The organism is Actinomycetota bacterium (assembly GCA_035697485.1).
In the GTDB taxonomy this organism is placed as follows: Bacteria; Actinomycetota; UBA4738; order UBA4738; family HRBIN12; genus JAOUEA01.
Genome location: DASSCU010000049.1, coordinates 120,762 through 146,160, shown reverse-complemented (window position 1 = coordinate 146,160; position 25,399 = coordinate 120,762). Strand labels below are relative to the sequence as shown.

Annotated in this window: 25 protein-coding genes; 3 read left to right on the top strand and 22 right to left on the bottom strand. The window is 69.3% G+C overall.

Going from position 1 to position 25,399, the window contains the following annotated elements:
* Positions 1 to 184 precede the first annotated feature (184 nt).
* From VFI59_12950 to ftsE, 5 genes are read right to left on the bottom strand one after another with little or no spacing between them, the layout of a single operon-like run.
* The gene (locus VFI59_12950) at positions 185 to 586 is read right to left on the bottom strand and encodes a GNAT family N-acetyltransferase (GenBank protein HET6714606.1); all 402 of its coding nucleotides are present in this window, start codon (positions 584 to 586) and stop codon (positions 185 to 187) included.
* A 36-nt stretch (positions 587 to 622) separates the two neighbouring features.
* A complete protein-coding gene (locus VFI59_12945; protein ID HET6714605.1) occupies positions 623 to 2,059 on the bottom strand; it encodes a pyridoxal-dependent decarboxylase in 1,437 nt (478 codons plus the stop codon).
* Between the two features lie 28 nt (positions 2,060 to 2,087).
* Complete coding sequence (gene smpB / locus VFI59_12940) at positions 2,088 to 2,564, bottom strand: SsrA-binding protein SmpB (GenBank protein ID HET6714604.1); 477 nt, start codon at positions 2,562 to 2,564, stop codon at positions 2,088 to 2,090.
* A gap of 12 nt (positions 2,565 to 2,576) precedes the next feature.
* Positions 2,577 to 3,488: a permease-like cell division protein FtsX gene (locus VFI59_12935; GenBank protein HET6714603.1), complete on the bottom strand. Its 912-nt coding sequence runs from the start codon at positions 3,486 to 3,488 to the stop codon at positions 2,577 to 2,579.
* Positions 3,488 to 4,165, bottom strand: a complete 678-nt coding sequence (ftsE, locus tag VFI59_12930; protein HET6714602.1) for a cell division ATP-binding protein FtsE — start codon at positions 4,163 to 4,165, stop codon at positions 3,488 to 3,490. The genes VFI59_12935 and ftsE overlap by 1 nt, the downstream gene beginning before the upstream one ends.
* A 92-nt stretch (positions 4,166 to 4,257) precedes the next feature.
* On the opposite strand from ftsE, the gene VFI59_12925 reads away from it, so the two are divergent.
* The gene (locus tag VFI59_12925; GenBank protein ID HET6714601.1) at positions 4,258 to 6,765 is read left to right on the top strand and encodes a hypothetical protein; all 2,508 of its coding nucleotides are present in this window, start codon (positions 4,258 to 4,260) and stop codon (positions 6,763 to 6,765) included.
* Here VFI59_12925 and prfB read toward each other — a convergent pair.
* A protein-coding gene (gene prfB / locus VFI59_12920; protein HET6714600.1) for a peptide chain release factor 2 occupies positions 6,722 to 7,832 on the bottom strand; the annotation gives its coding sequence in 2 pieces (ribosomal slippage) (positions 6,722 to 7,765 and positions 7,767 to 7,832; 1,110 coding nt in all). The two genes, VFI59_12925 and prfB, sit on opposite strands and share 44 nt — an antisense overlap.
* A 43-nt stretch (positions 7,833 to 7,875) precedes the next feature.
* Between prfB and VFI59_12915 the strand changes: the two genes are divergently transcribed.
* Complete coding sequence (locus VFI59_12915) at positions 7,876 to 8,346, top strand: GNAT family N-acetyltransferase (protein HET6714599.1); 471 nt, start codon at positions 7,876 to 7,878, stop codon at positions 8,344 to 8,346.
* The gene (locus tag VFI59_12910) at positions 8,343 to 9,728 is read left to right on the top strand and encodes an MFS transporter (GenBank protein HET6714598.1); all 1,386 of its coding nucleotides are present in this window, start codon (positions 8,343 to 8,345) and stop codon (positions 9,726 to 9,728) included. The genes VFI59_12915 and VFI59_12910 overlap by 4 nt, the downstream gene beginning before the upstream one ends.
* Before the next feature lie 9 nt (positions 9,729 to 9,737).
* Here VFI59_12910 and secA read toward each other — a convergent pair whose 3' ends face one another.
* From secA to VFI59_12830, 16 genes are all read right to left on the bottom strand, one after another.
* Positions 9,738 to 12,458 carry a preprotein translocase subunit SecA gene (gene secA, locus VFI59_12905; GenBank protein ID HET6714597.1) on the bottom strand — a complete coding sequence of 907 codons (2,721 nt, stop codon included), beginning with the start codon at positions 12,456 to 12,458 and terminating at the stop codon, positions 9,738 to 9,740.
* 62 nt (positions 12,459 to 12,520) lie between these two features.
* A complete protein-coding gene (locus VFI59_12900) occupies positions 12,521 to 13,762 on the bottom strand; it encodes an MFS transporter (protein ID HET6714596.1) in 1,242 nt (413 codons plus the stop codon).
* A 13-nt stretch (positions 13,763 to 13,775) separates the two neighbouring features.
* On the bottom strand, positions 13,776 to 15,425 hold the full coding sequence (locus VFI59_12895; protein ID HET6714595.1) for an acetolactate synthase large subunit: 1,650 nt from the start codon (positions 15,423 to 15,425) through the stop codon (positions 13,776 to 13,778).
* A 24-nt stretch (positions 15,426 to 15,449) separates the two neighbouring features.
* Positions 15,450 to 15,911: a DUF664 domain-containing protein gene (locus tag VFI59_12890; GenBank protein ID HET6714594.1), complete on the bottom strand. Its 462-nt coding sequence runs from the start codon at positions 15,909 to 15,911 to the stop codon at positions 15,450 to 15,452.
* A 2-nt stretch (positions 15,912 to 15,913) separates the two neighbouring features.
* Positions 15,914 to 16,558: a response regulator transcription factor gene (locus tag VFI59_12885; protein HET6714593.1), complete on the bottom strand. Its 645-nt coding sequence runs from the start codon at positions 16,556 to 16,558 to the stop codon at positions 15,914 to 15,916.
* Between the two features lie 38 nt (positions 16,559 to 16,596).
* Positions 16,597 to 16,983: a ribosome-associated translation inhibitor RaiA gene (raiA, locus tag VFI59_12880; GenBank protein HET6714592.1), complete on the bottom strand. Its 387-nt coding sequence runs from the start codon at positions 16,981 to 16,983 to the stop codon at positions 16,597 to 16,599.
* Positions 16,984 to 17,171: 188 nt separating this feature from the next.
* Entirely contained in the window at positions 17,172 to 17,945 is a 774-nt protein-coding gene (locus tag VFI59_12875; GenBank protein ID HET6714591.1) for a double zinc ribbon domain-containing protein, read from the bottom strand.
* A 90-nt stretch (positions 17,946 to 18,035) separates the two neighbouring features.
* Positions 18,036 to 18,662, bottom strand: coding sequence for a hypothetical protein (locus tag VFI59_12870; protein HET6714590.1), 627 nt, complete (start codon positions 18,660 to 18,662; stop codon positions 18,036 to 18,038).
* 3 nt (positions 18,663 to 18,665) lie between these two features.
* Positions 18,666 to 19,922 carry an adenosylhomocysteinase gene (gene ahcY, locus VFI59_12865; protein ID HET6714589.1) on the bottom strand — a complete coding sequence of 419 codons (1,257 nt, stop codon included), beginning with the start codon at positions 19,920 to 19,922 and terminating at the stop codon, positions 18,666 to 18,668.
* Positions 19,919 to 20,764 (bottom strand): purine-nucleoside phosphorylase, encoded by an 846-nt coding sequence (locus tag VFI59_12860; GenBank protein ID HET6714588.1) that lies wholly within the window; start codon positions 20,762 to 20,764, stop codon positions 19,919 to 19,921. The genes ahcY and VFI59_12860 overlap by 4 nt, the downstream gene beginning before the upstream one ends.
* Entirely contained in the window at positions 20,764 to 21,828 is a 1,065-nt protein-coding gene (locus VFI59_12855) for a bifunctional phosphoglucose/phosphomannose isomerase (protein HET6714587.1), read from the bottom strand. The genes VFI59_12860 and VFI59_12855 overlap by 1 nt, the downstream gene beginning before the upstream one ends.
* Complete coding sequence (locus tag VFI59_12850; protein ID HET6714586.1) at positions 21,825 to 22,013, bottom strand: Trm112 family protein; 189 nt, start codon at positions 22,011 to 22,013, stop codon at positions 21,825 to 21,827. Before VFI59_12850 ends, VFI59_12855 begins: the two co-directional genes overlap by 4 nt.
* Positions 22,014 to 22,041: 28 nt before the next feature.
* A complete protein-coding gene (locus tag VFI59_12845; GenBank protein HET6714585.1) occupies positions 22,042 to 23,394 on the bottom strand; it encodes a phosphomannomutase/phosphoglucomutase in 1,353 nt (450 codons plus the stop codon).
* A 75-nt stretch (positions 23,395 to 23,469) separates the two neighbouring features.
* Positions 23,470 to 23,646: a hypothetical protein gene (locus VFI59_12840; protein HET6714584.1), complete on the bottom strand. Its 177-nt coding sequence runs from the start codon at positions 23,644 to 23,646 to the stop codon at positions 23,470 to 23,472.
* A 165-nt stretch (positions 23,647 to 23,811) separates the two neighbouring features.
* Positions 23,812 to 24,039, bottom strand: a complete 228-nt coding sequence (locus VFI59_12835; protein HET6714583.1) for a DUF3499 family protein — start codon at positions 24,037 to 24,039, stop codon at positions 23,812 to 23,814.
* A gap of 217 nt (positions 24,040 to 24,256) precedes the next feature.
* The gene (locus VFI59_12830; protein HET6714582.1) at positions 24,257 to 25,375 is read right to left on the bottom strand and encodes a L,D-transpeptidase/peptidoglycan binding protein; all 1,119 of its coding nucleotides are present in this window, start codon (positions 25,373 to 25,375) and stop codon (positions 24,257 to 24,259) included.
* Positions 25,376 to 25,399 lie beyond the last annotated feature (24 nt).

Sequence of the window (25,399 nt, the reverse complement as noted above, 5' to 3'; positions counted from 1 at the left end):
ACCGCTTAGGCAGCGAGCGCGTACTCTTCGTTGGCGCTTGTGTGTTGTCCGGCGTTTAACGTGACATCCGGGATCACGGCCCGCTTCTCCCGAGCGATGAACGCCCAGATCGAAGCCAGTACACCCCCATATGCAGTTGTCCCCTCCGAGTATACGGCCGGTCGCCGACCAGGCTGAAGCCCGCTCACCGGAACGAACGCACCCAGCGGTCGACGCGCTCGTCGGGTTCGTAGCCGAGCGCGCGCCAGAAGCCGAGCGCGTGGTCGTGCTCTCGGAGCACGAGCGCAGCGACCTTCGGCGCGCCGAGCCCTTCGAGGCGTTCCTCAGCCGCGGCGGCGAGCCGTGTGCCGTCCCCCTTCCGCCGCCACTGCGGCACGACGGCGAGCCGCCAGATGCCACCGCGCCAGCCGTCCCAGGTCGCGATGACGGTCCCCACGATGCGTCCGTCGGCCTCCGCAAGGAGCGCGGCCCCGGGATCGTGTGCGATCAACCGATCGATGCTCTCCACATCGCGGAGACGAGGGTTCGGCGAAGGCCAGGCGTCACGCTTCCAGCATCGCCGGGCCTTCCCCGGGCATCGCTCCACGGATCGCGAACCCGCGCGTCGCCTCGCCGGGAACCGTCATCTCTCGGCCCTCACGAGACGGGCGCCGAGCTCCCGAGTGACGTCGACCGCGAGGTCCACGTCTTGCTCGCGGATGCGCCAGTTCGTGATCGCCGGGCGAAGCGCGACGACCCCGCCGTAGGTAGTCGTGCCGAACGCGACGCGGCCGTCCTCGATCACCGCCGCGCCGAGGCGCCGGTTCAGATCGTCGAGACGATCCTCGGACACGCCCTCGGGGCGGTAGCGGAAGCACACGATGTTCAACGGTACGCCGGCGAGTCGCTCGAGGTCTGGCGCGGCGTCGACCCGCGCCGCCATGCGCTGCGCGAGGTCGAGGTGGCGCTCCACGATCGCCCGGTACCCCTCGCGTCCGTAGGCTCGCAACGTCGCCCACACGGGAAACGCACGGGCCCGCCGGGACATCTCCGGGCCGAGGTAGCCCCAGTTCGGGCGAGGATCGTCGAGACCCGGCAGGTAGGCGGCTCCGCTGCCGAAGATCGCGGGCAGGAGCGACGGGTCACGCACGAACGCGAAGCCCGACTCGTACGGCACGTTCAGCCACTTGTGGCCATCGGCGATCGCCGAGTCGGCACGTTCCACCCCCGCCACCAGGTGACGGGTGCGGTCGGAGACGGCCGCGAACAGCCCGAACGCGCCGTCGACGTGCAGCCATGCGCCGTGGCGTTCGGCGAGATCGGCCATCGCGTCGATAGGGTCGAAATCGCCGGCGTTCACCTCGCCGGCGCTGGCGATCAGCACGGCCGGGGCGCCTCCGAGCGCCGCGAGCTCCCGATCGAGGGCGTCGAGATCGAGCCGCCCCACCGCGTCGCGCGCGAGCTTGCGGACGCTCGACCGGCCGAGCCCCAGCATCGCGAGCGCCTTCACGTCGCTCGCGTGCACGTACCCGGATCCGAACACCGGCATCGGTGGCAGGCCCGCGGCGCCCTGCTCGTCGATGTCGACGTCGTGGCGGAGTGCCCACCAGCGCCGGGCGCAGGCGAGCGCGGTGAAGTTCGCCATCGTGGCGCCCGTGGTGAGGACGCCGCCCCACGTCGTGGGCAGGCCGAACAGCGATCGCAGCCATCGCAGCACGACGAGCTCGAGCTGGCCGCCCAGAGGTGAGGCGACCCAGGCCCCAGGGTTCTGATCGAGCACGGTCGCGAGCCAGTCGGCGCCGAGCGCGGCCGGCGTGGTGCCCCCGGTGATGAAGTGGAACCATCGCGGCCCCGACGTGTGCACGGCCCCGTCGAGCCCCGCGAGGAGCTCGCGGAGCGCCGGTTCCGCGCCCACGCCTCGCTCGGGCAACGGCTCGTCGAACGAGGCGGCGACCGATTCCGCGGCGGCGTCGCGTACCGGCAGTTCGTCGAGGGCCCCGAGGTAGGTCGAGGCCTCCTTCGCCAGCATGGCGATGACGGGGTCGATCTCGTCGGTGCGGGGCGCCGTGGGCTCGGCCATCGTCCGATGGTAGCCGCAGCCGGGGTGATCAGCGGCGGCGGCCGAGCTCCTGTGCGATCTCGCGCTCCTGCTCACGCTTCGCGATCGACTGGCGCTTCTCGTGTTCCCGCTTGCCGCGCGCCACCCCGATCTCGACCTTGGCCATGCCGTGCGTGAAGTAGACGCGCAGCGGCACGAGGGCGAGGCGCTGCTCCTGCTGCCAGGCGGAGAGCTTCTCGATCTCCCGGCGGTGCAGCAGCAGCTTGCGGGGCCGAGTCGGCAGGTGCCGCCGCTTGTCGCCCTGCTCGTACGGCGGTACGTGCATGCCCTCGAGCCAGACCTCGCCGTCTCGCACCCGCGCGTAGGACTCGGTGAGCGAGGCCCGGCCGCCGCGCAGCGACTTCACCTCGTCGCCGGTGAGCACGATGCCGCACTCGATCGTCTCGAGGATCTGGTAGTCGTGGCGAGCCTTGCGATTCGAGGCGACGACCTTCTCGCCGGGATCGCCATGCTTCTGCGGGGTCACGCTTGCGCCGCCTCAGACGTCGAGGAACCGGCGCATGCCGATCGTGCCAGCGATCACGGCCACCGCCACCGCCGCGATCAGGATCCACGGGATCACCGCAAGGACGTCGATGTTGCGGACCCACGGGAAGAACCTCACCGTTCCTCGCAGGTTGTCGATGCCGAACACCTTGACCAGGAACAGGAAGGCGATCGCAACCAGCGCTCCCACCATCGTCTCAACCAAACCCTCGATCAGGAACGGCATCCTGATGCGCCAGTTCGTCGCGCCGACGAGCCGCATGATCCCGATCTCCTTGCGCCGGGCGAACATGCCCATACGGAGGGTGTTCGCAACCAGCAAGATGGCCGAGACCAGCATGATGAAGGCGATCACGTACACCACGATCGACAGGACCCTCGTAATCGTCGAAAGGCGCTCCAGCAGATCCCGGTAGTCCGAGACATCTCGAACCCCTGGCTCCGTGCACTGGATCTGATCGGTCGTGGCATCTGCCTCACAGCCAAGCGATGCCATGATCTGGTCGAACTGCGAGGGATCTGCGAGGTTGATGCGCAGCGAGGTCGGGATCGACTTCTCGCAGTCCACGCCTTCCTGGAAGGCCTCTTGGCCTTCGAACAACTCGTCGAAGTGCGAGCAGGTCTGGTCCTTGTCCCAATACTCGATCGATGCGACAGCCGGTAGCTCACTGAGCTTCGTCTGGATGCGTGAAACGGTGTCGTCCTGGACCGGATCGCTCAGATAGACGGCGACCTGAACGTTCCCAGTCCACGCATCGATCACGAGGTCGAACTGCCGACCGATCAGCCACGCCAGTCCGAACAAGAAGAGGGCGATGAACGCGGTGGAGATCGCCGCGAATGCCACCACGCCGTTGCGCCGGAGGCCGGTCGCCGTCTCCCGGAAATACTGTTCTAGGCGCATCAGCTATACACACCTCGGGATTGATCCCGCACGACGAACCCCTTGTCGAGCTCGATCACCCGCTTGCGCATCGCGTCGACGATGGCCTGGTCATGGGTTGCCATGACGACCGTCGTGCCGATGCGGTTCACCTTGTCGAGCAGGCGCATGATGTCGACGCTGGTACTTGGATCGAGATTGCCGGTGGGCTCGTCGGCCAGCAGCACGAGCGGCCGGTTGACGCACGCACGCGCGATCGACACTCGTTGCTGCTCCCCCCCCGAGAGCTCATCAGGGTAGCTGCGGAGTTTGTCGCCGAGTCCCACGTACTCGAGGATCTCCGGGACGCGTTGTTCGATGACGTGTTTCGGTTTCCCGATCACTTCGAGGCCGAACGAAACGTTCTCGAACACGGTCTTGTCCTGCAGGAGGCGGAAGTCCTGGAAGACCGTGCCGACGTTCCTCCTGAGCTTCGGCACATCGCGATTCGCCATCCTCGCGAGGTTCTTGCCGCCCACGAAGATCTGACCTTTCGTCGCGTCTTCCTCACGGATCAGCAGGCGGATCATCGTCGACTTGCCCGAACCGGACTGTCCGACGATGAAGACGAACTCACCTTTGTCGACCTCGACGGTGACGTCGGTGAGGGCGGTGACGCCGTTCTTGTAGGTCTTCGTGACACGCTGAAGACTGATCATCTGGACCTCAGGAGAGTGGGGAAGGGCGAACCGAGTCACCCTACCAGACCTCCTCGACGCGGCTGGGAGCGGACTCCGTAAGCTTGGGCGCCATGGGCGCGACCACGGTGGAAACCCCTGCGAGGACGGCCGATCATCGGCCGCGCGCGCACGAGCGGGGCCGTCGGATCGCCCTCGCGGTGGTCGGTCCGGCGGTCATCGTCGTCGGGGTGCTGTTCGCCCTGCGGGGCTTCGTGTTCGCCGACCGGCTGAGCGACGCCCACCCCGACATCCTCACGTTCTGGCTCCCCCGCTTCTCGTTCCTCGGCCGATCGATCGCCGCAGGGCACGTGCCGCTGTGGAACCCGTTCGAGATGGCGGGCTATCGATACGCGGCCGACCCCCAAGGCGGGTGGCTCTACCTGTTGCCGATGGGGCTGTTCTCCTGGCTCTCCCCCGCGGTAGCGATGCGGGCGTTCATCGTCGCGAATCCGCTGATCGCCGGTCTCGCGCTCTTCGCGTTCCTGCGGACGGAACGACTCTCCCGGGTGGCCTCCACGGCGGGCGGGCTCTCGCTCGCGATGCTGATGTCCAGCTCGGAGATCGCGATCTCGATGCCGTTCGCGGGTGCGATGGCCTGGTGCTGCGTGGCGCTGGTCGGGGCCGCGGGCTACCGGCGGAGCCGGCGTTGGTCGGCGAGGATCGCGTGGATCGGCGTCGGGGCGCTGGGGTGGTCCCAGGTCGCGACCGCCCACCTGAGCCACGGCCTCGTCGTGTGCACGGCCCTGCTCACCGCGTACCTGCTCGCCGGCGCCGTGTTCGACGTCATCGCCTCGCGCGCAGCGGCGACGGACGGCGGCGAGGAACCCGCGCGCACGCCCCAGCTCGCGTTCACCGCCGGCGGACGGGCCGCGCTCTTCCTCGTCGTGCTGCCGCTCCTGTCGCTGGCGATCCTGCTTCCCCGCATCGACGCGCTCGATGCGTCGAGCCTGGCGGCCGGCTACGACCGGCTCGGGGATGCGATCGGCACGCTCGGCGGCAGCGACACCGGCTCGATCCAGGCGAACGGCGTGTGGGCCGCGTGGCCGCTCGCGTTCGGCGCGACGCCCGGCGCCTACGCGGGTGCGACGATCCTGCTGGGCGTCCCGCTGGCGCTCAAGGCGCGCCGGCGCCGCGCCCTGGTGTGGGCGTTCGGTGGTGCGTTCGCGCTCACCTGGGTCCTGATGCTCGACGCGGTCGTCACGGCGCCCTGGATCCGCGACGTCTTCCTGCGCATCCCGTTCGGCGACGTCTACCTGCACAACCCCGGGCGCATGCGCTACCTCGCCGTGATCGCCGTGCCGGTGCTCGGGGCGGTGGGCATCCAGGGCCTCCGCGACGACCCGCTGCCGCCTCGCGACGCGGTGCGTTGGCTCGCGGCTGGGGCGTTCCTGTGGCTCGGCGTGCCGCTGCTCGCATTCGCGAACCCTCTCCGCTTCATCGTGCTCGCGCTCGGCCTCGCCGCCGGGGCATGGGCGCTGTTCCAGCTCGCCACGAGACGCCGCGCCTGGGCACACGTCGCCGTCGGTTCGGTGCTCGCCCTCGAGCTGGCCGTGAGCGCGCTGTTCTCCCAACTCACGCCACCCGGCGACACGATCCACCTGAACCTGGAAGCCGGGGCCCACCCGAACCTGGTCCCCCAGCCGCTGCCCTTGCCACGGGTCGATGCATCCGCGTTCGTCACGCCGACCGCGTTCGTGCCTCGCCTGAAGGCGACGCACGATCGCTACCTCACGTGGGCGCCCCCAGCGTCGTCGTTCGAGAAGGGCTACCTGTTCATGCAGCTCGAGCCCGACTGGCCGGCGCTCGCGATGGAGCGCGGCACGCTGTTCGGCCTGCACGACACGCTCGGGTACAACCCGATGCAGCTCCGCCGCTACTGGGACTACATCCGCGTGCGCACCTCGCTGCCGGTCTTCTACAACGCCTCGGTCATCGACGTCCCGCTGCTCCGCGACGTCCGGCTGTTCGGAGCGCGCTACCTCGTGGTGCCGACCGGCATCCCGTCACCGCTCGCTGGCGATGTCGTCGGCAGGGCGCAGGGGTACGACCTCGTCGAGGTGCAGGGGTGGCAGCCGAGGGTCTCGGTGGTGCCCAACTTCCGCACGGTGCCGACGGTGACCGGCGCGCTACGCACGATCCTGCCCCCGACGTTCGACCCCAGCCGGCTCGCCGTCGTGGAGTCCTACCCCGGCATCGAGCCGACCCCCGACGCCGAATCCGGCGAGGCCACGTACCGGGAGGACGCCCCTGAAGACGTGCACATCGACGTGCGTGCGACCGCTCCCTCGATCGTCGTCGTGCGGACCTCGTTCGACGGCGGCTGGCAGGCGACCGTCGACGGCGAGGCCGCCGAAGTCGTCCCCGTCGACGGCTTCTTGCAGGGGGTCGCGGTTCCCGCCGGCGAGCACGACGTGCGCCTCACCTACCGTGACGCGGCCGTGTCTTCGGGCGTACGAGCCGGGGGGGTAGCGTGGACCGTGCTCGCGCTCGTCGGTCTCGCCGCGTTCCTCGTGGAACGCCTGCGTGCCCGTCGCGTCAGTCCGTCTGCGAAGCCCGGTGGCGCAGCTCGGCCTCGATGAACCGGTCGATGTCGCCGTCGAGCACCCGCTGCGGGTCCCCGATCTCCTCGTCCGTGCGGTGGTCCTTGACCATCTGGTACGGGGCGAGCACGTACGAACGGATCTGGGAGCCGAAGTCGACGGCCTTGCGCTCGCCTCTGATCGATTCCATCTCCTGCTCGCGCTTCTGACGCTCCTGCTCGGCCAAGCGCGCCTTCAAGATCCGCATCGCCACCGCCTTGTTCTGCAGCTGCGATCGCTCGTTCTGACAGGCGGCCACGAGCCCGGTGGGGATGTGGGTGATCCGCACGGCCGAGTCGGTCGTGTTCACGGACTGACCCCCGGGTCCGCTCGAGCGGTAGACGTCGATGCGCAGCTCGTCGGGCGGGATCTCGATGTCCTCTTCGTCCGCCTCCTCGAGCATCGGGATCACGTCGAGCGAGGCGAACGAGGTGTGTCGCCGCTTCTGCGCGTCGAACGGACTGATGCGCACGAGGCGGTGCACACCGCGCTCGGCCGACAGCAGGCCGTATACGTTCGTGCCACGGACGGTGAACGTCGCGGACTTGATGCCCGCCTCGTCCCCGTGCTGGATGTCGTCGATCTCGGCGTCGAAGCTCTCGCGCTCGGCCCACCGCGTGTACATGCGCAGCAGCATCTCCGCCCAGTCCTGACTCTCGGTCCCCCCGGCGCCGGCGTTGATCGTGGCGATCGCGTCGGAAGCGTCGTACGGCCCCGAGAGCAGCGCGGCGAGCTCGAGTTTGTCGACGTCGGCTTCGAGCCCCGCGATCGAGGCGACCAGCTCCGCCGCGAGATCGCGATCGACCTCGTCGGCCAGGAGCTCGTCGATCGCCACGGCATCGTCGACCCGGGCGATGAGCCCGTCGTACCGGGCGACCTCGTCGTTCAGACGCGAGAGCTTCGACGTGATCTGTTGGGCGCGCTGCTGGTCGTCCCAGAGCGCCGGATCGCTCGCCTGTCGCTGGAGCTCCTCGACCTGGGCACGTTTGCCGTCGACGTCAAAGGAACTCCTTGGCGGCCAGAACCCGCTCGCGGAGCTTCTGCAGGCGTTCGGTGTGCTCGCTCATGCGCCGCGCATCGTAGCAGCGCCCCTGCGTTACGGTGGCCGCCATGATCCGGCCCCTCGACCCCACGCTCGACGCCGAGGCGTGCGACGCGATCGTGCGTGGTCTGCCCGACTGGTTCGGCCTCGAGGAGGGCGTCGAAGAGTGCGCCGCCGCGGTGCGTTCCCACCCCGGACTGGTCGCGATCGACGAGGGCCGGCTGAGCGGGTTTCTCACGTACGAACGTCGCACGAGCACCTGGTGGGAGCTCACGTGGATCGCCACCCGGGCCGATCTGCGTGGAACGGGCGTCGGCACGCGCCTCGTCGACGGACTGCTGGACCGTCTGCCAGACGATGCGAGGGCGGTGCTGGTCAGGACCCTCTCGGACCGCGACGGCGACCCGGGGGCTGAGTACGCGGCGACGCGCGCCTTCTACCTCTCGCGAGGGTTCGTGCCGGTCGCCGAGCTGGACATCTGGGGGCCGGAGAACCCCTGCCAGTTGTTGGCTCGCCCCGTGGTGCGCCCGATCGCATGAGCGTTGCCCCGAACCTGCGGCTGCGTTCGGACCAGGGTCGCCGCGCGTTGGCGGCGACGATCGTGGGGTCGGGCATGGTGTTCCTCGACAGCACGGTGGTCAACGTCGCGCTGCCCGCGATCCGTCGCGACCTGGACACCGACCTGACCGGACTGCAGTGGGTGGTCACCGGCTATCTCCTGACGCTCGGCGCCTTGTTGCTGATCGGCGGGGCGCTCGGCGACCTCCGTGGCCGCCGGAAGGTATTCCTCGCGGGGCTGCTGCTCTTCACGCTCGCCTCCGCGCTGTGCGCCGCCGCACCGTCGCTCGAGGTCTTGATCCTCGCCCGCGTGCTGCAGGGGGTCGGCGGCGCGATGCTCGTGCCCCAGAGCCTCGCGATCGTCACCGTCGCCTTCTGCGACGAGGACCGCGGCGCGGCGATCGGGGCCTGGTCGGGACTCTCGGGGCTCTCGACGGCGATCGGACCGTTCATCGGGGGCTACCTGGTCGACGCCTGGTCGTGGCGATGGGCGTTCCTGCTGAACGCCCCCCTGGCCGTCACGACGTGGTGGCTCGCCCGTGCGATCCCCGAGACGAGTGACGCCGGGGCCGACCCCCGGCTCGACGTCCCGGGGGCGATCACGGTCACGCTCGGCCTCGCCGGCGTGGTCTACGCGTTGATCGAGGGTCCGGTCCGCGGCTTCGGGACACCGGCGATCGCGTTCGCGGGTGTCGCGGGGGCGGCGCTGCTCGTCGCCTTCGTCGAGATCGAGCGACGGTCGCCGGCGCCGATGGTGCCCCTCAGCCTCTTCCGCTCGCGCAGGTTCACCGGCGCCAACCTCACGACGTTCACCGTGTACGCGGCGCTGGGCGTGGGCTTCTTCTTCGTCTCGCTGCAGTTGCAGACCGTGCTCGGCTACTCGGCGCTGGAAGCGGGAGCCGCCAGCCTGCCGATCACCGTGCTGCTGGCCGTCCTCTCGACGCGGAGCGGACGGCTGGCCCAGCGCATCGGGCCGCGCCCGCAGATGACCGTGGGTCCCCTGGTGGCGGCGGTCGGCTATCTGCTGCTGTCCCGGGTCGACGCTGGCACCACGTACTGGACCGGCGTCTTCCCAGGTATGGTCGTTTTCGGTCTCGGCCTCGCGATCACGGTGGCCCCCCTGGTCGGCGCCGTGCTGATGTCGGTCGAGGAGCGATACACGGGCACGGCGTCGGGCATCAACAACGCGGTCTCGCGCGTCGCTCAGCTGCTCGCGATCGCCCTGCTCCCCTTCGCGGCCGGGCTCGCCGGCGTTGAAGTGGGCACCGAGGCGTTCGCCGAGGGCTACGCTCGCGCGACCTTGATGACGGCAGGCCTGCTCGCGATCGGCGGCGTGACGGCCTGGCTCACCGTCGGCGACTGAGCGGCGCGGTCACACGGTGGCGCCGTGGCACTTCTTGTACTTCTTGCCGCTCCCGCACGGACACGGCGCGTTCCTCGGCACCTTGTCACTCACGGCCTGGTTCGCGTTGGCCGTACCCGGCCCTCCGCCGCCCGCCGCCCGCTGCCCGCCGGCCTGCTCCACCTCTGCCCGGTTGTCCTGCAGCCGAGTCGGTTGCGGCGCCTGCTGGCGGGCCTGTTCCTCGCCCTGCTGCACGAACTCCACGCGGTAGATGTAGCGGACGAAGTCGGCCTGGATCGACGCGGTCAGCGCCTGGAACATGTCGTAGGCCTCGCGTCGGTAGGCCGTGATCGGATCCTGCTGAGCCAGCGCCCTCAGGTGGATGCCCTCCTGGAGGTAGTCCATCTCGTACAGGTGCTCGCGCCACTTCGTGTCGGTGATGTTCAGCAGCACGACGCGCTCGAGCTCCCGCATCACTTCGGGCGTGACCGCACGCTCCTTGTCTTCGTACCGGGCGAGGGCGTCCTCGACGAACAGGTCGACCAGCTCCTCGGTGCTCGCGGCTTCCTGCGCCTGCTCGCGGCTGACCTGCACCGGGTAGACCTCGAGCAGGGCGGTGAACAGCCCGTCGAGATCCCATTCCTCGGGGAAGACGTCGGGCGGACACTGCGCCTCGGCCACGTCGGCCACCAGGTCCTCGACGAAGCCCACCGACTCCTCGCGCAGGTCCTGGCCCTCGAGGATCTTGCGGCGCTCGCCGTAGATCGCCTCGCGCTGGCCGTTCATCACCTCGTCGTACTTCAAGACGTTCTTGCGGCGCTCGTAGTTGAGCTCCTCGATCTGCTTCTGCGCGTTCTCGACGGCCTTCGAGACCATCTTGGCCTCGATCGGCTCCTCGTCGGGCCATTTCAGGCGCTGCATGATCGAGGCGACCCGGTCGCTCGCGAACATGCGCATCAGGTCGTCGCCGAGCGACAGGTAGAAACGGGACTCGCCGGGGTCGCCCTGACGGCCCGACCGGCCGCGGAGCTGGTTGTCGATGCGCCGGGACTCGTGCCGCTCGGTGCCGAGCACGAACAGGCCGCCCAGCTCGACCACCTCGTCGTGCTCGGCGTCGGTCTGGGACTTGAACTTCGCATAGATCGGCTCGTACTCGGCCTCGTACGCGGCCCGCTCCTCCTCGTCCATCTCGAAGAGCAGGTACCGGTCGTTGTCCCAGTCGCGCGCCGCCATCTCCTGACGCGCGAGGTACTCGGGGTTGCCGCCGAGCAGGATGTCGACGCCTCGACCGGCCATGTTGGTCGCGACCGTCACGGCGCCCTTCCGCCCAGCCTGCGCCACGATCAGGGCTTCCTTCTCGTGGTTCTTGGCGTTCAGCACGTTGTGCGGGATGCCGCGGCGGTTCATGAGCCCCGACAGCAGCTCGGACTTCTCGATCGAGACCGTGCCGACGAGGATCGGCTGGCCGGTCTCGTGACGCTCGTTCAGGTCCTCGACGACCGCATCCCACTTCGCCTCTTCGCCCTTGTAGATCAGGTCCTGCTCGTCGCGGCGGACGTTCGGCCGGTTCGTCGGGATCTCGACGACGGAGATCTTGTAGGTCTCCTCGAACTCGGTGAGCTGCGTCTTCGCCGTGCCGGTCATGCCGGCGAGCTTGTCGTACATCTTGAAGTAGTTCTGGATCGTGACCGTGGCGAGCGTCTGGTTCTCCTCCTTGATCTTCACGCCTTCCTTGGCCTCGATCGCCTGGTGCAGTCCCTCGGAATAGCGTCGCCCCTCGAGCACGCGGCCGGTGAACTCGTCGACGATCTTCACCTCGCCGTTCTGCACGACGTAGGCGACGTCGCGCTTGTACAGCTCCTTGGCTCGCAGGGCGTTCTGCAGGTGATGCACGAGCGTCGTGTTGGAGTGGTCGTAGAGGTTCTCGACCCCCAGGATCTCCTCGACCTTGGCCACGCCCTGCTCGGTGATCGCGATCTGGTACTTGGCCTCCTCGACCTCGTAGTCCTCGTCGCGCTTCAGTCGCGGGGCGACCCGGGCGAACGTCACGTACCACTTCGCCGAGTCGCGCACCATGCCGCTGATGATCAAGGGCGTGCGGGCCTCGTCGATCAGGATCGAGTCGACCTCGTCCACGATCGCGTAGTGGTAGCCGCGCTGCACGCAGTCCTCGCTGCGCATCGCCATGTTGTCGCGCAGGTAGTCGAAGCCGAACTCGTTGTTGGTGCCGTAGGTGATGTCGGCGGCATAGGCGGGCCGGCGCTGCGCGGGTGACATCGATGCCTGGATCAGCCCGACGTCGAGCCCGAGGAAGCGGTAGATGCCCCCCATCCACTCCGAGTCGCGCTTGGCCAGGTAGTCGTTGATCGTGACGATGTGCACGCCGTTGCCGGCAAGCGCGTTCAGGTAACCGGGAAGGGTCGAGACGAGAGTCTTGCCCTCCCCGGTCTTCATCTCGGCGATGTTGCCCTGGTGCAGGGCGCCGCCGCCCATCAGCTGCACGTCGAAGTGGCGCTGGCCGATCGTGCGCCGGGCGGCCTCACGAACGAAGGCGAACGCCTCCGGCAGCAGGTCGTCGAGCGACTCCCCGTTGCCCACCCGCTGCTTCAGCTCGACGGTCCTCGCCCTGAGCTCCTCGTCGGAGAGGTCCTCGACCTCGGGCTCGAACGTGTTCACGAGCTGCGCGATCGATTCGAGGTTCTTCAGCTTTCGGCCTTCGCCGATGTTGCCGAGCTTGTCGAGAACGGGCACGAGGGTCCCTTCGGGCGGTCGAGGATGGTCGTCTCGGGTACCGATTCTAGCCCGCGACCGGTTCAGTCCCGGGCGACGGCCACAGCATCGCCGGCGACGGGCCGCATCCACAGTACGACCCCGAGGACCAGCGTCACGAGGACGGCCGTGACCACACCCAGCGTGGGGTAGCCAGCGGTCTCGAGCACGATACCGGAGACCACGCCGGCCGTTGCGGAGCAGGCGCTCACGAACAGGTCGGTGAACCCCAGTGCGCCCGCCCGTTCTGCCGGAGTCGTCACGTCACTGATGACCGCGGTCGCGCCCAGGAAGGTCGCCGACCAGCCGATCCCCAGAGCGAACAGTCCGCCCCCGACGACGGCTGCCGACCCGCCCGTACCCGCGACCAACGCCCCCACGATGCTCGCCGAGCAGCCGGCGATCAGGCCGAGACGTCTGCCCCACCGATCCATCGCCGCGCCGATCAGCGGAGAGAACGCGAACATACCCCCGATGTGGAGACTGATGATCCACGCGATCGTGGCATCGCCGTGTCCGAGGTGGTGCAGTGCCGCCGGCGTGACGCCCATCACCCCGACCATCGCGATCTGCCCGACGGCCGCGGCGAGGATCGCCGTGCGGAACGCAGGAACCCGGAGGAGTTCGCGAGGCGACCGTGCCGGCCGGCTCTCGGGTCCGAAGTCGCCTTCGATCGGCGGCGCGAGATCGCGAGGGTCGGGCCGGACCCGCATCACGAACCCCCCCGCGATGAGTGCTCCGAGAGGCACGATCAGCCACGGGAGCAGATCGGCCGTCCGAGGATCGGCCGCCCGCCCTCGGAGGAAGGCGATGAGCAGCGGGCTACCGACGGCGCCGATCGTCCCGACCGCCAAGAGGATCCCGACCGCTCTGGCTCGATGAGCGGGTGGATACATGTCGGCGACCGCCGCCCTCGTGAGGTTCACGCCGGCGTATCCGATCCCGAACGGCACCACGGAGAGGATCAACAGCGGGAAGGAGCCGACGAGGACCGCGGCCGCGCACCCCAGGCCGCCCAGCGCGGTGAACGCCAGGGCAACGAGGAGGCCGGGACGTCGACCGACTCGGTCCATCCATCGCCCGATCACGACGGCCGCGACAGCCGCGACCCCGAAGTAGACGGCCCACACGAGTCCGCTGGCTCCGTCGCGGTGCGAGAGCTCGGTCGCGGCGACCGTACCGGTCACGAGCAGCACGGGGAACGTCAGCTGCGCGAACCCTTGCGCGGCCGCGAGGAGACGGGCGTTCCGGTGGACCGCGACATCCCGGTCGACCTCGCCCTTCATCGACGTGCTCGGCTCAGAGCGGGTCGGTGAGCGCTCCGAGACGCTCGATCAACCTGGCGTTCTCGGCGTAGTCGATCGGGCAGGCCACGATCGACACGGCGTCGTCGTCGAGCGCCTTGCGCAGCGTGGGTGCGAGCTCATCGGCCGAGCCGATCTCAATACCCTTCGCGCCGAAGCTCTCCGCGAGCTTCACGAAGTCCGGGTTCGTGAACGACACGGCTGCCCGTCGCCCGAAATTGATGTCCTGCTTCCACCCGATCAGTCCGTACCCGCCGTCGACCCACACCAGCACGACGAGGTGCACGTTCTCGCGCACCGCGGTCTCGATCTCGGCCATGCTCATCGCGAACGCACCGTCGCCCATGACGGCGAGCACCTTGCGGTCGGGATGGACGAGCTTCGCGGCGATGGCACCCGGCAAGGAGAACGCCATCGTCGCGAGACCATTCGAGATCAGGCAGGTGTTCGGCCGGTACGTCGGGTACAGGCGCGCCATCCACATCTTCACCGCGCCCGTGTCGCACAGCACGATGTCGTCGTCGTCGAGTACCGATCTGATGTCGGAGACCACCCGGGCGGGGGCCATGGGGAACGCATCGTCGCCGGCCCCCCGCTGCAGCTCCTCACGCACCAGATCGCGGACCGGGAAGATCTCCCCGCGGATATCGTGCATCTCGCTCGAAGCGGCGATCGCGTCGAGCGTCTCACCGATGCTGCCCTGGAGGCCGACCGCGAGTGTGTAGTGGGCGTCGACCTCGGCGACCGTGCGGTGCACGTGCACGATCTCCTTGTCGGCGAGCGGGTTCCACCGCGAGGGGGAGTACTCGACGAGATCGTACCCGACGGCGATGACCACGTCGGCACGGTCGAACCCGAAGTTCGCGTAGTCCTTGACCATGAAGCCGATCGTGCCGAGCGCGTTCGGGTGGTGGTCGGGGAACGTCCCCTTGCCGAGGAACGTCGTCGCCACCGGCATGTTGAGTGCCTCGCTGAACCGGATCAGCGCGTCGGTCGCCCCGTCGCGGGCCACGCCGGGACCCGCGAGGACGATCGGGTGCATGGCCCCGGCCAGCACGTGGGCCGCGCGATGCACCTGACCCTCGTCGGGAGCCGGGTCGACGGGCGTGTTCACCCGCAGGACCGGTGCGTCGGTTCGGCGCTCGGCGACGTCCTCGGGAAGCACGATGAACGTCGCACCCGGCGGCTCGGTCGTGGCCTGCTTGAAGGCCTTGCGAACCATCTCCGGTGCGGCGACGCGCACCGTGACCATGTCGCCCCACTTCGTGATCGGACGGAACAGCGACACCAGGTCGACGAACTGGTGCGATTCCTTGTAGACGCGGTCGAGGCTCGCCTGCGCGACGAGCGCCACGAGCGGGTGCGAGTCGAGCTGGGCGTTCGCGACCCCGAGCATCAGGTTGATGGCGCCGGGACCCAAGGTGGCCAGGCAGACACCGGGCGTGCCGGTGAGCGCACCATACGTGTCGGCCATGAAGGCGGCGCCGCGCTCGTCGCGGGTGGTGACGAAACGGATCGAGCTCTCGGCGAGGGCGTCGATCGTGTGCAGGTTCTCCTCGCCGGGGAGCCCGAAGACGATCTCGACACCCTCGTTCTCGAGGCACTCGACGATCGCACGAGCGACGGTGCGACTCGAAGCGCTCATGCCGCCAGCGTATCGGACGCTCGTCTAGAGCAGCTGCCGCGTGAGCTGGGCGTGCCCCACATGTTCCCGGAGATGCTCGAGGGCGTGGAGCAACGCCCAGGCCGCCGTGACCGGCTCGTCCGCCCGGTACGCCCGCCACGGCGCTTCCCCCAGGGCGGCAGGATCGAACGCCACGTCGCCGTCGAGCAGCGCCCGGCACTCGTCGCTCATCGCGTCGAGCCACGAGCGGAACGCGTCACCGTCGTCGACCACGACGAGGAACTCCGCGTCGCGGTCGCGGTCGGGCAGCGGCGCGCCGGTCGCGAGGCTCAGCCAGGACCGGGTGCTGTGCATCGCGTGGGTTACGAGCACCGCGAGGGGGTTCGTGTCGTCGTCGACCGGGCGGCGGTTCAGCATCTCAACCGAGCATCCGTCGACGGCATGGTGAAGCTCGTCGAGGGAGTCGCCCAGGATGTCGCGTGCCGCTTCGATCGTCGGGTCGGTCACGATCAGCTGATCTCGATCATCTTCTCGCGCACGGCGTAGACGACCGCCTCCATGCGCGAGTGCAGATGCAGCTTCTCGAGGATGTTGCGGATGTGGTTCTTCACCGTGTTCTCGCTGATGAAGAGCTGTTTGGCGATGTCGCGGTTGTTCAGGCCCTGGGCGACGAGCCGCAGCACCTCCATCTCGCGGTCGGTGAGCTTCGGCGCGGGCATGCGCGGCTGTTCCTCGGCCGACTTCGACATCGCCGCGAACTCGGTCAGCAGCTTCGAGGCCATCGAGGGTGAGATACGCGACTGGCCGGCCCACACGCTGCGGATCGCATCGGCGACCTCCTCGATCGGGATCTCCTTGAGGAGGTAACCGCTTGCCCCGGCCTTGATCGCGTCGTAGAGGTCGCCTTCCTCGTCGCTGATCGTGAGCATCAGGATCTTGCAGTGTGGGAGGAGGTCCTTGATCTGTCCGGCCGCCTCGATACCGGAGCGCTTCGGCATACGGACATCCATCAGCACGACGTCGGGCATCGTCTCCTGCGCACGCTCGACGGCCTCTGCGCCGTCGGACGCCTCACCCACGAGCTCGATGTCGGACTCCTGCTGGAGCACCATCTCGAGCCCGCGGCGGAACAATGCATGGTCGTCGACCACCATGACCCGCAGTCGCTCGGGCGCCTCGCTCGCGTCCTTCGTCACCGGTCCCCCTCGGTCTCGTCCTCTCCCTCGGTATCGGCAGCCGCGACATTCAGGTGAGCGGATTCTAGTGGGCTCTTGTGCACCGAGGCGCGACGCTTGCCGTGATGGTCGCGGAGCTGCCGTTCGAGTTTGTCCGCCACCCGGTCGATCGCGGTGGGGACGTCGTCGGCCTCGGCATGTGCCCGGAAGGTCCTCCGCGGGATGTGCAGCGCGGCCTCGACCCGCTTGACGCCATCGGGGGCGGGATAGTGCTCGCCGATGAACTCGAGGTCGATACGGGTGGTCCGCGGTTCCATGCGTTGCAGGTACGCGAGTTTGTGGCCGGCGGTCTCCCGCACCTCATCGGTGACCGGGAGTCCTCGGCCCGTGAACGTCAGATCCATACGCGTCGGTCGTCTCCTGTTCGGGTTCGGCGGGCCCTCCACCGGCTGACCTGGTCTTTTCCCCCACACTCGCCTGCCGGGGCGATCGCCGCCCGGTCGCGAGGACCGGAGACTCCCACCCTCTCTCGCCCGAGGGCGAGGCAGGACTTACATCTAAACCGCGCCATGCTCAGCGACCAAGGGTCGCCTTACGTGGGTCGTTTCGCCCGCGGCTGGCATCGACTACCGGGGTCGTCCCCGGGCAACCACAGACCCGGACGAGGGCCCGGTCGAGTATAGGCAGGTCGACCGGTGCGCAGGAGCGCCCGCGCGGCCACGAGCAGCGACACCCGCGAGGCCCCGTGCGCGAGCAGCACCTCGGCGCACGCGGCCGCGGTCGCCCCGGTGGTGAGCACATCGTCGACGAGGAGCACGTGGCCCGGCACGATCGCGCGATCGCGGAGCACGAACGATCCTCGCATCGCCTCCCGGCGCGCCACGGCGTCCCGCTTGGCTTGCGGGCCGGTCGCGGCGATCCGCCGCAGCAGCCGTCGAACCGGCAGCCCTGACTCCTTGCCCACCGCCAGTGCGAGCACCCGCGCCTGATCGAACCCCCGCTCGGCCTTGCGCCGCCGCGCCAACGGGACCCACGTGACGACATCGGCCCCCGGCGGTGCACACGTCGCCATCGCCGCGCCGAGCGCCCTGCCGACGCCCCGCACCCCCCGGTACTTCAACTGATGGACGGAGGCCCGAGCCGGCCCTTCGAACGCGAACGGCGCCCGCGCCTGCGCGATCTCCTCGGGCGGACAGTCCCCGCATGCCGCCACGTCGCCGCCGAGCGACGGGGCGCCGCAGCGATGGCACCACGGGGGTGCCAGCGCGCGGAGCCCGCGCGTGCATCGCTCGCAGAACGGCCACGCCGGTGCGCCGCAACCCGCGCAGCGGGGCGGGAAGACGACGTCGAGGGCCCGGGACAACATCGGCCGACGATACGGCCGAGGTGCGACAGGACCAGGCCGGTCGGACAACCCCGGTGGGGTGAAGCCCGCGCCGGTGGGACGCTTCGGGCGTCAGGGCAGGTCGATCTCGATCGCTCGATCGGCCCCGCGAGCGAGGATCGCGAGCCGAGACTGGCTCTTCGCGGCCGGATAGGTCACGACGGTGCCACGTTGCGACTCGTCGTCGAAGCCCTCGTCGACCTGAGGCAGCATCACGTCGTCGGCGGCGAGCGAGAGGCCGACGCGGGTGGGCGCCTCGTAGGTCACACGCACACCGTCGGGGGCACATTCCACCTGCTGGATCGTCACGGTCGTCGCGCCGGCTTCGATCCTGCGCCCGACCGATGCCGAGCCCCGCCGCATCGAGCCGCGTGGCCACGCGACGACGAACCGATCGCCGGGGTGCACTACCCCCGGGTCGCCGTCGATCGTGACGTCGAGCTCGAGGCGGTACCACCCCGGGGCCAGGTCGAGCAGCGGCACCTCGAACGGCACGAACAGGTCGAGGTGCGGCGCGACGTCGAGGGTCACGGGTTCGACCCCCATCGGCTGGCCGGGCCGACCGGCGAGCTCGGCGACCCGAGCCGCTTCGATGCGCACCTGATGCGGGTCGGCATCGTCCCCCCGCAGGACGAACGCCCCCTTGAGGGTCGCGGGGAACCGCTCGAAGTGCGCGCGGATCGAGACACGGCCGCCCACCGGTTAGGTGCCCTGTTCCCAGCTGTGCAGGTAGTGGTCCTGCTCCGGTGTGAGCTCGTCGATCTCCACGCCCATCGCCCGGAGCTTCATCCGCGCCACCTCCTTGTCGATCTCGACCGGCACCGGGTAGACGCGAGGCTCGAGCGCGCCGCGCTGGTCGACCACCCACTCGGCGGCCAGCGCCTGGTTCGCGAACGACATGTCCATCACCGCCGCGGGATGGCCCTCGGCCGCCGAGAGGTTCACGAGGCGGCCCTCCCCGAGCAGGTAGACACGCCGGCCGTCCGCGAACGTGTACTCGTCGACGAACTCACGGATCCGACGGACCCCACCCGTGCCGAGCGAGGAGAGCGCCTGCTTGTCGATCTCAACGTCGAAGTGCCCGGAGTTCGCGAGCATCGCCCCCTCCTTCATGACCTCCATGTGCTCGCGCCCGATCACGGTCGTATCGCCGGTCACCGTGATGAAGATGTCGCCGACGCGTGCCGCCTCGCGCAGCGGCATGACCCGGTACCCCTCCATCACCGCCTCGATCGCCGCCGTTGGGTCGACCTCGGTCACGATCACATGCGCGCCCATGCCGCGCGCCCGCGAGGCGACCCCGCGCCCGCACATGCCGTAGCCGCACACGACGATCGTGCGACCGGCCAGCAACCGGTTGGTCGCTCGCATGATCGCGTCGATCGTCGACTGTCCGGTGCCGAAGCGGTTGTCGAACAGGTGCTTCGTGTCGGCGTCGTTCACGCTCACGATCGGGTACTTCAGCGCGCCGTCGGCGGCCATCGCCCGCAGCCGGATCACGCCGGTCGTGGTCTCTTCCGTCCCCCCGATGATCTCGCCGATCTGGTCGACACGTTCCTTGTGCAGCACGCTCACCATGTCGGCCCCGTCGTCCATCGTGATGTTGGGTCGGATGTCCAGCACGGCGTTGATGTGCTTGAAGAACGTGTCGGTGTCCTCGCCCTTGATCGCGAAGGTGTCGATGCCGGCCTCGACCAGCGCCGCCGCCACGTCGTCCTGGGTGGAGAGCGGGTTCGACGCGCACAGGGCCACATCGGCGCCACCGGCCTTCAGGGTGAGCATCAGGTTGGCGGTCTCGGTGGTCACGTGCAGGCACGCCCCGATGCGGATGCCGTCGAGCGGTCTCTCCTTCTCGAAGCGGTCCCTGATCTGCGCGGTCACCGGCATCTCCGCCCCCGCCCACTCGATCCGCTCGCGGCCGCCAGCCGCGAGCGTCATATCGCGTACGTCGTTCGTCACGCTTGGTCTCCTCTCATGCGCGGGAACAGGTCGACGAGCAACCTGCCCACCGCCACCGCGGTCTCGTTCGACACGCGGACGACCTCCTCGTGTTCCACGGGCTCGCCGAACGCGTTCGCGAGCGAGCAGATGCCGAGCACCCGCATCTCAAGAGCGGCCGCCGGCAGCGCTTCGGGAACCATCGACATGCCGACGACCGTCGCCCCGGCTGCCTGCAACATCCCCACTTCCGTCGGGGTCTCGTAGGCCGGCCCGCTCATCGCCGCGTACACACCGATCGATGACGAGATCCCGAGCGCTTGAGCCCGCTCGAACGCGAGCTCCCGCAAGGCCTCGTCGTAGACCCCGTCGGTGCTGATGAACGCCGGCATGCCGTCCGGATAGCGCCACCCCCTGAGCGGTGCCACGCCCATCATGTTGAGGTGGTCGCGCAGGATCACGACGGTGCCCGCGGCCTCCCCGCGCACGAGCCCACCGACGGCGGCGGTCAGCACCATCGTGTCGGCCCCGAGCTCCTTCGACAGGCGGGGCAGCAACGCCGGCACGTCCATGCCGTGCCCCTCGTGGAAGTGGACCCGGCCGAAGAACGCGGCGACGGGCACCCCTGCGAGGTAACCGAGCACCAGCCTCCCGGCATGGCCCGGTACCCCGGGGGGCGGGAACCCCGGCAGATCCGTGAACGAGAAGCTCGCCGTCTCGTCGAGGGCGTCCCCGAGGGCAGGGCCCAGACCCGAGCCCAGCACGACGCCGGCGAGCGGCACGAGATCAGTGGCCGATCGCACGACGGCGGCCGCCTGCGCGGCGAGATCGTCGCCCGGCCCCGGCAGTCCCTGCTCGCTCATCACGACCTCGCTCCGCCCAGGAACGCCTTCAGCCGGTCGATCGACGCGATCGGCGAGGGATCGACACCCTGGCGCAGGCCGACGTAGCAACTCACGTAGTCCCCCATGATCACGAGCGACAGGAACCGCGCGAGCGCGCTCCGTCCGGTCGCCCAGACCTCATCGGTGATCGCCCCTGCGTCTCGAACGATCTCGAGGGAGATCGGGAAACGCACCGCCACCTCATCGTGTTCACCCTCGTGTCGGAGCGCCACGATAAACGAGTCCTCGCCGTGGTCGGCGTACCACCCCACGACCTCGTTGTGGTCGAGCTCTGGCAGCGCGGCCGACCAGGCGGGGACCTTCCCGTTCTCGTTCAGCTGGGTCTTCCACCGCGCGGCGGCGACCGCGCCGAGTCCGTCGGCTCCCCACACGACCGGTTGACGATGGCCGATGCGCTCCGCGAGCGCCTTGGCCTCGTTTCGGTGCGTCGGCAGGTCGGGTCGCAGCGCCTCGGCGAGTCGGTCCAGCTCACCCGTCGCCTCGTCCACATCGCCCGCGAGGCGCGGCAAGAGCCCCACGGCCTCCATCGCGCCGAGCAGGGACAACGACAGGTAGCCGAGCGCCGCGCGGGGCATGTAGCCGCCGGGGATCCGGACGGCTCCGAGGCCGAGCTCCCCCGCGCGGGCCGCCAGCGTGCCCCCCGACGTGATCGGTAGCACCCGACAGCCGCGTGCCACCGCTTCCTCGAAGCTCGCGAGCGTCTCCGCCGTGTTCCCCGAGTACGACGAGACCACGACCATCGTGCGCGGGCCGGCGTACGCGGGCAACTCGGGACTTCGGTTCACCTCGACGGGCACGATCAGCCGGTCGCGGTAGAGCGAGCGGAGCACGTCGCCGGCGACGGCCGAACCCCCCATGCCGCAGAACGTGATCGCCGTCACGCCGTCGGCCGAAGCCAGACCCTCGGCACCCATCCCGGCCGCGTAGCCTTCGCGCGCGTGTCGCGGCATCGAGGCGACGGCTCCGAGCATGTCGCCCACGTCGAGCGCCCGGAGCGCCTCGACGTCGTTCAGGTCCGTCACTTCGTTCCCGGCTTCTGGCCGGGCTTCTCGGCCTCGTCGATCAACATCACCGGGATGTCGTCGCGGATCGGGTATCGGTATCCGCACGTCGTGCAGACCAGGATCTGCTCGGCCTCGCGATAGTCGAGGTCACCCCGGTCGTTGGGGCACACGAGGATCTCCAGCAGCTGAGGATCGAGGGTCACGATGCCTCCTTCTCGTCCGGGGCAGGTCTCACGCGTCGCCGTCGCCTCGGATCAGCGCGAGCACCTCGGCCGTCTTCTCGGCCAGCAGCTCAGGGGTGCGCGCCTCGGCGTTCAGCCGGAGCAACGGTTCGGTGTTCGAGGGACGCACGTTGCACCACCAGTCGTCGAACTCTACCGTCAGGCCGTCGAGCCGGTCCTGCCGGCCGTCCGAGTAGTGGGAGGCGATCGCCCCGATGCGGCCCTGCTGATCGTCCACGACCGAGTTGATCTCGCCCGACGCCGCGTAGCGGCGCAGCGGCGCCAGGAGCTCGGAGAGGGGGCGATCTGCCTTGGAGAGCTCTCCCAGAGCGGCGACCGCCGCGATCAGTCCCGAGTCGGCCCGGTAGTTGTCTCGGAAGTAGTAGTGACCCGAATGCTCACCACCGAAGATCGCGCCGGTCTCGGCCATCACCTGCTTGATGAACGAATGACCCACCCGGGTGCGCACGGGTTCGCCGCCATGCTCGCGGATCACCTCGGGCACGGTCCACGAGCAGATGAGGTTGTGGACGATCTTGGCGCCTGGCTCCCGCTCGAGCATCGCGATCGCGACGAGGGCTGTGAGCAGCGAACCGCTCACGTCCTCGGCCCGCTCGTCGATCAGGAACACGCGATCGGCGTCGCCATCGAAGGCGAGCCCGACGTCGGCGCCGTGCTCGATCACGGCGGCCTTCAGGTCCTTCTGGTTCTCCGGGTCGATCGGGTCCGCCGGATGGTTGGGAAACGTGCCGTCGAGCTCTGGATAGAGGTGATGCAGGGTGACGGGCAGCCTCGATATCACGGCAGGCACCACCAGGCCCCCCATGCCGTTCGCCGTGTCGGCCACGATCGTCAACGGCCGCATGGCTCCGACGTCGACGAACGAGAGCACGTGCTCCACGTATGCCTCGAGCAGCTCGCGACGATGCACCGAGCCCCGCGCTGCCGCGGCCGGAGACGACCCCAGCTCGACGATCGAGCGGATCTCGCGGAGCCCGGTGTCCTCCCCCACCGGCTTCGCGCCCGCCAGGCAGAACTTCATGCCGTTGTACTGCTTGGGATTGTGGCTCGCCGTGAGCATGATGCCGGGCATGTCGAGCGAGCCGGACGCGAAGTAGAGCAGGTCGGTCGACGCGAGCCCGAGGTCGACCACATCGATGCCTTGCGAGGTGGCGCCGTCGGCGATCGCGGCCGCGAGCTCAGGGGAACTCAGGCGGCAGTCGCGGCCGACGACGATGCTCGACGCGCCGCTCCACGCCGCGAACGCCGCTCCGATGTCGCGGACGAGGTCGGCATCGAGTTCGTCGGGCACGACCCCACGCACGTCGTACGCCTTGAAGATGCGGTCGAGGTCGCTGGGCACGCCCGCATGTTACGGGCGGACGACGGGGGCGTCAGGCGTCGGAGTCGAAGGGGTGCCCGGCGAAGCCGCGGGGCATCACTTCTCGACGACGAGCCCGATCACCGACGCCAGCGGCACCTCGTCGCCGTCGCGGTACCACCACTTCGCCTCGCAGTGGTGACAGGTGCGGAAGGACAGGTCTCGGCCGCCGACCGACATCGAGATGGCGATGAGGTCGCCCGCGCGGCACTGGGGGCAGGTTCCGGTTTCCATACCGATAGGTTCGGCTCTGACAGGGGTCGGGGACCATAGCACCCTGCGCTCATTTCCTCGGGTCCGCCGAGGGGCTCACCCATGGCCCCCGCGCCACACCCGGGCCCCCATCGGGGGGACAGCCGCCCGTCGTCGGCCGACGACGAGGTGGGAGCCCGGGTGAGGTCAGACGGCCAGGGCCGAGGCTGCCTCCGAGATCGTCACGGCCCGCGCGTCCCGCACCGTCCAGCCGACGGGAGGCGTCAGGCGCTCGACGTGCTCGCGGCACAGGTCGAGCAGGTTGCGGTCGCGCTCCGCCACGAGATCGCCGATCGCGACCTCACGATCGGCGTATCGGAGGGAGACGGTGGCGACTGGCTCGGCGTCACATCGCATCTTCGCGCAGGTTCGCATCGCGCCGAAGAGTAAATGACATACGTGTGATCTCCAAGCATCTTCGAGGAGATCGCGCTCCCGCACGCCGCCGGCGTGCGCCGCACACAGATGTACCCCGCAGTGGCGCTCCGGTTTCCCATCGCGTCGCTACGGGGTACATCGAGAACCCTACGTCACCCCGACCGGCATCGACAAGGTGCGAGCCGAGGAAGTGTGACAAGAACGACGACGACGCTCAGACGTTGACCGACGCTGGCGTGTCGCCCTCGACCGCGTTGGCCGGACGCGACCCGACGACGATCACGCGGGTGCCGACGTCGACCATCGGATACAACTCCTCGACCTCCCAGTTGTGCATGCGGATGCAGCCGTGGGACGCGTATGTGCCGATCGAGCTGTCGGCCGGAGTCCCGTGGATGCGGATCAATCCCGGCGCCGTGATGTAGAGCGCGCGGGTCCCCATCGGCGCGCTCGGTCCGCCCGGGACGACCGCCGGGAGATCGGCCCCCCAGCTGTCGAGCGCGGGGTTGTACCACGTCGGGTTCACGGCCTTGCGGTAGAGGTTCCAGTCCCCTTGCGGAGTGGTCCACCCCGGCATCGCGGTCGCGACCGCCCAAGTGCGAACCACGTCGAACCCGTCGTAGAGGTACAGCTTGTTCTCGTCGACCCTGACGACGATCGTGCGCGGCATGGTCTTCTCGGTGACCTTGGGGCTGACCTTCAGCACGGGGAGCGAGACCTCTGAGGCGCCACCGGCCTTGAGCGCGGCTCGCACCGACGCGCGAGCCTCGACGAAGTCGAGCGCTCGGCCCGGCTTGGGCTTCACGAAGCGCACCTCACCGTCGTCGTAGGTGACGTCGGCGTTCACCGGCTTCACGGCGACGTCACGAGCGATGCGCCCGAGCACGACGTCGACCCGACCGTCGCCCGAGAACGTCAGCTCGACCTCCTGCCCGATCGGATCGTCGTTGAAGCGGTGCCAGAAGCGGGAGAACGTGCCCATCGACTCGCTCAGCCCGAGCGCCCTGTTCACGGCGCCCACGGCGTTGGAACGCTGGCCGAGCTCCTCGAGGGTGACCTGCCAGCTCCGCCCGCGCGCCCGGAGCTCGACCTGCCGCTGCAACGCCACCGCCGAGGCGGCGCGGACGGCCTGGACCGCCTCGGCCTTGGTCATGCCCCCGACGTCGACGCCGCCGACCGTCACCCCCGGAAGGATGCGGTCGGCTCGCGACTGCTCGTAGCGGTACGCCGAGTACGCGGCACCGCCGACGGCGAGCACGAGCACGCCCGCGACGATCGCAACGATCGCGATCGCGCGATGCTTGCGCGCGGGTGCATGCGTTCCTCTGGCCATGGCAAGGTGTCCGTTGGGTCGCGG

Coding starts and splice junctions, on each gene's coding strand:
- VFI59_12895 (HET6714595.1), bottom strand. CDS start 15,425: ATGAGCGCTTCGAGTCGCACCGTCGCTCGTGCGATCGTCGAGTGCCTC.
- VFI59_12835 (HET6714583.1), bottom strand. CDS start 24,039: ATGCGAACCTGCGCGAAGATGCGATGTGACGCCGAGCCAGTCGCCACC.
- raiA (HET6714592.1), bottom strand. CDS start 16,983: ATGGATCTGACGTTCACGGGCCGAGGACTCCCGGTCACCGATGAGGTG.
- VFI59_12925 (HET6714601.1), top strand. CDS start 4,258: ATGGGCGCGACCACGGTGGAAACCCCTGCGAGGACGGCCGATCATCGG.
- VFI59_12830 (HET6714582.1), bottom strand. CDS start 25,375: ATGGCCAGAGGAACGCATGCACCCGCGCGCAAGCATCGCGCGATCGCG.
- VFI59_12945 (HET6714605.1), bottom strand. CDS start 2,059: ATGGCCGAGCCCACGGCGCCCCGCACCGACGAGATCGACCCCGTCATC.
- VFI59_12935 (HET6714603.1), bottom strand. CDS start 3,488: ATGCGCCTAGAACAGTATTTCCGGGAGACGGCGACCGGCCTCCGGCGC.
- VFI59_12860 (HET6714588.1), bottom strand. CDS start 20,764: ATGAGCGAGCAGGGACTGCCGGGGCCGGGCGACGATCTCGCCGCGCAG.
- VFI59_12885 (HET6714593.1), bottom strand. CDS start 16,558: ATGGTGGTCGACGACCATGCATTGTTCCGCCGCGGGCTCGAGATGGTG.
- VFI59_12915 (HET6714599.1), top strand. CDS start 7,876: ATGATCCGGCCCCTCGACCCCACGCTCGACGCCGAGGCGTGCGACGCG.
- ftsE (HET6714602.1), bottom strand. CDS start 4,165: ATGATCAGTCTTCAGCGTGTCACGAAGACCTACAAGAACGGCGTCACC.
- VFI59_12900 (HET6714596.1), bottom strand. CDS start 13,762: ATGAAGGGCGAGGTCGACCGGGATGTCGCGGTCCACCGGAACGCCCGT.
- VFI59_12875 (HET6714591.1), bottom strand. CDS start 17,945: ATGTTGTCCCGGGCCCTCGACGTCGTCTTCCCGCCCCGCTGCGCGGGT.
- VFI59_12840 (HET6714584.1), bottom strand. CDS start 23,646: ATGGAAACCGGAACCTGCCCCCAGTGCCGCGCGGGCGACCTCATCGCC.
- VFI59_12910 (HET6714598.1), top strand. CDS start 8,343: ATGAGCGTTGCCCCGAACCTGCGGCTGCGTTCGGACCAGGGTCGCCGC.